Origin of the sequence: Streptomyces sparsogenes subsp. cuspidosporus (genome assembly GCF_039532705.1) — a bacterium.
Lineage (GTDB): Bacteria > Actinomycetota > Actinomycetes > Streptomycetales > Streptomycetaceae > Streptomyces > Streptomyces sparsogenes.
The window spans coordinates 1-3,783 of the sequence record NZ_BAAASD010000108.1; the positions used below are offsets into that span (position 1 = coordinate 1).

The following is a 3,783-nucleotide window of genomic DNA, read 5'->3' on the forward strand; positions in this document are numbered from 1 at the left end:
TTGACGCTGTCCCTGGCGGAACTCGCCGTCCACGGCACCCCCGTCGACTGGGACACCGTCTGCCACGCCCCCCACCACCCGTGGATCGACCTGCCCACCTACGCCTTCCAACACCAGCGCTACTGGCCGCCGACCGAGCCCGCCGCCCCTTCCATCGGGCCCGCTTCCACCGAGGGCGGAAGCGAGGTGGACGAGAGGCTGTGGCAGCTCCTCGATTCCGGTGACGTCAGCGAACTGGCCGAGACCCTCGGTCTGGACACCGAGGCCGGCGAACCCTCCCTGGACACCGTGTTGCCCGCACTGGCGGCTTGGCGGCAGGAACAGCGTGATCGCGCGACGGCCCACTCCTGGCGGTATCGGATCGTGTGGGCTCCGGTGGTGGCCGACGGGCCGACGGCGCTGTCGGGCCGTTGGCTGGTGGTGGCACCGCACGACCGGCTCGACCATCCTCTCGTACACCTGTGCACGCGAGCACTGATCACCCACGGCGCCGACGCCGTGCCTGTCCCCATCGACGGCCTCACCAGCGAGCCCAACCAGCCCGTGGCGGGCGTGCTGTCGCTGCTCGCCCTCGCCCCGGACTCCCTCCCCGCCACCACCCAACTCCTCCGCGACCTCGACCGACACCACGGCTCCGCCCCCCTGTGGCTCCTCACCCACAACGCCGTCACCACCGCGCCCGGCGACCCCGCACCCGACCCTCACCAAGCCGCCCTCTGGGGACTGGGAGGGGTCATCGCGCAGGAGCACCCGCACCGCTGGGGCGGGATGATCGACCTGCCCGAGACGCCCGACGACCGGTCGGCGTCCCGGCTCGCCATCGCCCTGGCCGGAGGTACGGACGAGGACCAGCTGGCCATCCGTGGCGCCGGACTGTCCGCCCGGCGGCTGGTACGCGCCTCGGCGGGCAGCCACCCGGCAAGGACCTGGACCCCGCACGGCACCGTGCTGATCACCGGGGGAACCGGCGCGCTGGGCGGGCACGCGGCCCGGTGGCTGGCCCGGCGCGGCGCCCCCCATCTGCTGCTGACCAGCAGACAGGGCGGCTCCGCCCCCGGTGCCGACGAGCTGGTGGCCGAGCTGGCCGGGCTCGGGACCGAGGTGACGGTCGCGGCCTGTGATGTCTCGGATCGTGAAGCCCTGCGCGCACTGCTCGACGGGATACCGGCCGAACACCCGCTGACCGCCGTCGTGCACACGGCGGCGGTGCTCGACGACGGCATGGCCGATTCGCTGACACCCGAGCGCTTCGACCGCGTTCTGGGGCCGAAGGCGGGGGCCGCGGTCAACCTGGACCTGCTGACCCGGGAGCACGACCTGTCGGCGTTCGTGCTGTTCTCGTCCGCGGCCGGCACCCTGGGCAGTCCCGGACAGGGCAACTACGCGGCGGCCAACGCCTTCCTCGACGCCCTGGCCCAACAGCGGCGCGCGGCAGGCCTCCCGGCCACCTCCGTGGCCTGGGGCGCCTGGGCCGGCCAAGGGCTGGCCGACCGACCCGGGCGTGGCGACCGGCTGCGGCGCAGCGGCTTTCCCGGGATGCGCCCGGAACTGGCGCTCGCCGTCCTGCAACGAGCCCTGGACGACAACGAGACGTTTCTCGCCGTCGCCGACATCGACTGGGAGACCTTCGTCTCGCGGGCCGACCGCCGACCCGGCCCGCTCCTGGCGGAGATCCCAGAGGTGCGCCGAGCCATGGAGGGCCGTGACACATCCCGCCCCGCGGACGGCGCGGCCGACGGCACGGCAGGGCTGCGGCAGCGGCTCGCCGGGCTGCCCGGCGCGGAACAGGACGAGGTGCTGCTCGAACTGGTCCGGGCCGCCGCGGCGGGCACGCTCGGTCACGCGGAGGCCGCGGCCATCGATCCGAAGCGCGCGTTCAAGACCTTCGGGTTCGACTCGCTGACAGCGGTGGAGTTCCGGAACCGGCTGAGTACCGCCGTCGGACTGCGGTTGCCCGCCACTCTCGTCTTCGACTACCCGACTCCCGACGCGTTGGCCCGTCATCTGCGTGGTGAGGTTGTGGGTGGGGTGGGTGTGGAGTCGGGTCTTGGGGTGGCCCGGCCCGGGGTGGGTGGTGTGGGGGATGACCCGGTGGTGATTGTGGGGATGAGCTGCCGTTATCCGGGTGGGGTGCGGGGGCCGGAGGGGTTGTGGGATGTGGTGGCGGGTGGGGTGGATGCGGTGGGTCCGTTCCCGGATGACCGTGGCTGGGATCTGGCTGGGTTGTTGGGTGTTGGGGGTGGTGGGGGGCTGAGTTCGGCTCGGTCGGGTGGTTTCCTGTATGACGTTCCGCTGTTCGATGGTGGTTTCTTTGGTGTTTCGCCGCGTGAGGCGGTGGCCATGGATCCGCAGCAGCGGTTGTTGCTGGAGGCTGCGTGGGAGGTGTTCGAGCGGGCGGGTATTGATCCTCAGTCGTTGCGGGGGAGTGATACGGGTGTGTTCGCGGGCACGAACGGGCAGGATTACGCGACGCTGGTGATGGATGCTCCTGAGGGGGCCGCGGGTGGCGTGCTCACCGGTAATGCCGCCAGTGTGGTGTCCGGTCGGGTGGCTTACACGTTCGGTTTCGAGGGGCCGGCCGTCACGGTGGACACTGCCTGCTCCTCCTCCCTGGTCGCGCTGCATCTGGCCGCCCAGTCCCTCCGCTCCGGCGAATGCTCCCTCGCCCTGGCCGGTGGAGTCTCCGTGATGGCTACCCCGCGGGCCTTCGAGGAGTTCTCCCGGCAGGGTGGCCTGGCGCCTGACGGCCGGTGCAAGGCGTTCTCGGCGGACGCGGACGGCACCGGGTGGGCCGAGGGCGTGGGGCTGCTGCTCCTGGAGCGGCTGTCGGACGCGCGGGGCAACGGTCACCGGGTGCTGGCGGTCGTACGCGGTTCGGCGGTCAACCAGGACGGCGCGTCCAACGGCCTGACCGCTCCCAACGGCCCTTCTCAGCAGCGGGTGATCCGGCAGGCGTTGGCGAACGCGGGCCTGACGGCGGCCGACGTGGACGCGGTCGAGGCCCACGGCACCGGCACCCGGCTCGGCGACCCCATCGAAGCGCAGGCGTTGCTGGCCACCTATGGGCAGGGGCGTGCGGAGGGGCGGCCGCTGTGGCTGGGGTCGCTGAAGTCGAATATCGGGCACGCCCAGGCGGCGTCCGGGGTCGCGGGCGTGATCAAGATGGTGATGGCGCTGCGGCACGGGGAACTGCCGCGCACCCTGCACATCGACCGGCCCTCCACGGAGGTGGACTGGTCGGCGGGCGCGGTCTCACTGCTCACGGAGCCCCGGCCGTGGCCGGAGGCGGACCGCCCCCGCCGGGCCGCTGTCTCCTCCTTCGGCATGAGCGGCACCAACGCCCATGTCATTCTCGAGCAGGCGCAGGAGCCGCCTCAGGCCGATCGGCCTGAAGGCACCCCGTCGCAGGGGGCGGTGCCATGGCTGGTGTCGGGCCGAGGCGAATCGGGTCTGCGGGGTCAGGCGGCCAGGCTGCGCGGCTGGCTGAGCGCCTTCAGGGACCTCGACGTAGCGGCGGTTGGTCATGCGTTGGCGACGCGCCGTGCTGGTCTGGACAGTCGTGCGGCGGTGGTCGCGGCGGATCGTGAGGGTTTCCTGGCCGGGTTGGAGGCGTTGGCGTCCGGTGGTCCGGCGGCGGGTGTGGTGCGTGGTTCGGTGGTGGCGGGGGCTGATCGGGTGGTGTTTGTCTTTCCGGGTCAGGGTGCGCAGTGGGTGCGGATGGGGTTGGAGCTGGCGGGGGAGAGTGAGGTGTTCGCGGCGCGGTTGGCGGAGTGTGAGGAGGCG

General features: G+C 72.3%; 1 protein-coding gene. It reads left to right on the forward strand.

Going from position 1 to position 3,783, the window contains the following annotated elements:
- Window positions 1-3,783, forward strand: a 3,783-nt coding sequence (locus tag ABFY07_RS42450) for an SDR family NAD(P)-dependent oxidoreductase (RefSeq protein WP_346179579.1), incomplete at both ends; no start/stop codon positions are given.